The organism is Pseudomonas sp. BMW13 (assembly GCF_013357275.1).
Classification (GTDB): domain Bacteria; phylum Pseudomonadota; class Gammaproteobacteria; order Pseudomonadales; family Pseudomonadaceae; genus Aquipseudomonas; species Aquipseudomonas khazarica.
The window spans coordinates 1-3,494 of the sequence record NZ_SUKD01000007.1 but is presented as its reverse complement, the minus strand read 5'-3'; the positions used below and the strand labels follow the sequence as shown (position 1 = coordinate 3,494).

Below are 3,494 nucleotides of genomic sequence, written 5' to 3'. Positions count from 1 at the left end.
GGACATGCCGTAGAAGGCCAGGGAGACCACCAGGAAGCGCAGGATCGGGTCGGTGCGCAGCTTATGCCAGGCGCCGGACAGGCTCATCATGCCGTTGATCATGCCACCCCAGCTCGGCGCCAGCAGGATCACGGACATCGCCATGCCGAGGGACTGGGCCCAGTCCGGCAGTGCGGTGTAGTGCAGGTGGTGCGGGCCGGCCCAGATGTACAGGGTGATCAGCGCCCAGAAGTGCACGATGGACAGGCGATAGGAGTAGATCGGACGCTCGGCCTGCTTGGGTACGAAGTAATACATCATGCCGAGGAAGCCGGTGGTCAGGAAGAAGCCCACGGCGTTGTGACCGTACCACCACTGGATCATGGCGTCGGTGGCACCGGCATACATGGAGTAGGACTTGGTCAGGGTGACCGGTACTTCCATGCTGTTGACGATGTGCAGCATCGCGGTGACCAGGATGAAGGCGCCGAAGAACCAGTTGCCCACATAGATGTGCTTGGTCTTGCGCTTCATGATGGTGCCGAAGAACACCAGCAGGTAGGTGACCCAGACCACACCCAGGAGGATGTCGATCGGCCACTCGAGCTCGGCGTATTCCTTGGAGCTGGTGTAGCCCATGGGCAGGGTGATCACCGCCAGGACGATGACCGCTTGCCAACCCCAGAAGGTGAAGGCAGCCAGACCGTCGGAGACCAGACGCGTTTGACAGGTGCGCTGGACCACGTAGTACGAGGTCGCGAAGAGGGCGCATCCGCCGAAAGCGAAGATCACCGCGTTGGTATGCAAGGGACGCAGACGGCCGAAGCTGGTCCACGGCAGGCCCAGGTTGAGTTCTGGCCACACGAGTTGTGCGGCGATGAACACGCCTAGACCCATCCCAATGACCCCCCAGATCACCGTCATAATGGCGAACTGGCGGACCACCTTATAGTTATAAGCAGTCTGACTGATTGCTGTGCTCATGCTAGGGGTTCCACGGTTAATGGAGTTTTATGGGGCAAAAATCGGCGGCAAGTATGGAGAAAGCAGGTAGCCATTGCAACGCAACATGCCGACACGAACGGGGTTTCAGAGCCTTTCAAGGGGACTGCGGGCAGGCCCCGGAGACAGCTCTGGCAGCTTTGGCGCAACCAGTTTGCGCAGCGCTAAGAAGGGATCGCCTTGGAGTTGTGTCAGATGGCGACTGAAAGGCAGCTTAGCCCAGATCAAGAAAATTGCAGGGCTATTGGTCGGCAGGTGCGACACTGGGTCGCACAGGTGCGGGGAGGGGCCGGCGACCAGGGAATGATCGCCGGCAAAGCGGGAGTTACTCGTTCTTGCCCTGGCTCAGTTTCAGCACATAGGCCGCCAGCAGGTGGGCCTTGTCGTTACCCAGGAAATCTTCCTGAGGCGGCATGTTGCCACTGCGACCATAGCGGATGGTCTGCTGCAGCTGGGCGAAGCTGCTGCCGTAGATGAATGCGCTCGGACGGGTCAGGTCCGGTGCACCCAGGGCAGGGGTGCCCGTGCCGCTGGCGCCGTGGCAGGCGAAGCAGGTGGTGGAGAAGATCTTCTCGCCTGCTGCGACGTCGGCGACTTCACCTTCTGGCAGTTCGCGACCCGCCAGCTGGGTCAGGACGTAGGCGGCAGCGTTGCGCACGCCGTCTTCGCCGATCACCGCACCCTGCGGCGGCATCATGCCGTGACGCCCCTTGAGGATGGTGGTCTTGATGGTCTCCGGCTCGCCGCCCCAGCGCCAGCTGTCGTCGGCCAGGTTGGGGAAGCCGTAGCTGCCCTTGGCGTCGGAACCGTGGCACACCGAGCAGTTGGAGGCGAACAGGCGGCCACCCATCTTCAGGGCTTGCTCGTCCTTGGCCACGTCCTCGATGGGCATGGCGGCGAACTTGGCGAAGATCGGCCCGTACAGCTCATCGGCACGATCCATCTCGCGTTGCCACTGGTTGACCTGGGTCCAGCCGTCCTTGTAACCCGGCAGCAGGCCCTTGAAGTTGCCCAGGCCCGGGTAGAGCAGCAGGTAGGCCGCGCCGAACACCAGGGTGCCGAGGAACAGCATGAACCACCACTTGGGCAGCGGGTTGTCATACTCCTCGATGCCATCGAAGGCATGACCCATGGTCTGCTCGGTCGGGTTCTTGTGCACTTCGCTCTTGCGGGTGGCGAAGATCAGCCAGAACAGCGCGATCAGCGTGCCCACGGTGAGCAGGGTGATGTATAGGCTCCAGAAGGCGGTCATGCTTCGTTACTCCAGACATCGGGCTTGCCGTCGGCGAACGGCAGGTTGGCCGCTGCGTTGAACTCGTCGCGGCGCTCGCCGCTATAGGCCCAGAAGGTGACTGCGGTGAAGGCGATCAGTACCAGCGCGGTACCCAGCCCGCGCAGCGTGCCCACATCGATGAATTCCAACATGGCGCTTACCTCTTGTTCTTCACGGCGGTGCCAAGCACCTGGAGGTAGGCGACCAGCGCGTCCATCTCGCTCTTGCCCTTGACCGCATCACCGGCCCCGGCGATGTCCTCGTCGCTGTAGGGCACGCCAAGGGTGCGCAGGGCACTCATCTTCTTGGCGGTGTCCTGGCCGTCGAGGGTGCTTTCCACCAGCCAGGGGTAGGCCGGCATCTTCGACTCGGGCACGACGTTGCGCGGGTTGTACAGGTGAGCGCGATGCCACTCGTCCGAGTAGCGGCCGCCGACGCGGGCCAGGTCCGGACCGGTACGCTTGGAGCCCCACAGGAAGGGGTGATCCCAGACGCTTTCGCCGGCGACGGAGTAGTGGCCGTAGCGCTCGGTCTCGGCGCGGAACGGGCGGATCATCTGCGAGTGGCAGCCGACGCAGCCCTCGCGGATGTAGATGTCGCGACCTTCGAGCTGCAGGGCGTTGTAAGGCTTGAGGCCTTCGACCGGCTCGTTGGTGACGTCCTGGAAGAACAGGGGAACGATCTGGGTCAGGCCACCGATGCTGACCGCCAGGATCATCACCAGTGCCATCAGGCCGATGTTCTTCTCGAGAATCTCGTGTTTCATCAGTGGGCTCCTTCTACCGAGAACTGCGCAGCGGCTTCCATCTCGGTCGACTCGGCGCTACGCACGGTCAGCCAGACGTTCCAGGCCATCAGCAGCATGCCGCTGAAGAAGATGGCGCCACCGATCACCCGCACCACGAAGCCGACATGGCTGGCTTCCAGCGCTTCGACGAAGGAGTAGGTGAGGGTGCCGTCTTCGTTGACTGCACGCCACATCAGGCCCTGAGTGATGCCGTTGACCCACATCGAGGCGATGTAGAGCACGGTGCCGATGGTGGCCAGCCAGAAGTGGCCGTTGATCAGGCCGATGCTGTGCATCTGCTCGCGACCGAAGACCTTGGGAATCAGGTGATACAGCGAGCCGATCGACACCATGGCGACCCAGCCCAGGGCGCCGGCGTGCACGTGGCCGATGGTCCAGTCGGTGTAGTGGGACAGGGCGTTGACGGTCTTGATGGCCATCATCGGGCCTTCG

Annotated in this window: 5 protein-coding genes; all 5 read right to left on the bottom strand. The window is 62.8% G+C overall.

What is annotated here, in order from left to right:
- A partial coding sequence (locus E4487_RS08025) for a cbb3-type cytochrome c oxidase subunit I (RefSeq protein ID WP_175253097.1) occupies positions 1–963 on the bottom strand: 963 nt, incomplete at its 3' end.
- Between the two features lie 343 nt (positions 964–1,306).
- Positions 1,307–2,233 carry a cytochrome-c oxidase, cbb3-type subunit III gene (gene ccoP / locus E4487_RS08020; RefSeq protein ID WP_047589881.1) on the bottom strand — a complete coding sequence of 309 codons (927 nt, stop codon included), beginning with the start codon at positions 2,231–2,233 and terminating at the stop codon, positions 1,307–1,309.
- Positions 2,230–2,406, bottom strand: a complete 177-nt coding sequence (locus E4487_RS08015) for a CcoQ/FixQ family Cbb3-type cytochrome c oxidase assembly chaperone (protein ID WP_175253096.1) — start codon at positions 2,404–2,406, stop codon at positions 2,230–2,232. Before E4487_RS08015 ends, ccoP begins: the two co-directional genes overlap by 4 nt.
- Before the next feature lie 5 nt (positions 2,407–2,411).
- A complete protein-coding gene (gene ccoO / locus E4487_RS08010) occupies positions 2,412–3,020 on the bottom strand; it encodes a cytochrome-c oxidase, cbb3-type subunit II (RefSeq protein WP_134675983.1) in 609 nt (202 codons plus the stop codon).
- Positions 3,020–3,494: cbb3-type cytochrome c oxidase subunit I (locus E4487_RS08005; RefSeq protein ID WP_175253095.1), on the bottom strand; the 475-nt coding region annotated here is incomplete at its 5' end. The genes ccoO and E4487_RS08005, both read right to left, overlap by 1 nt.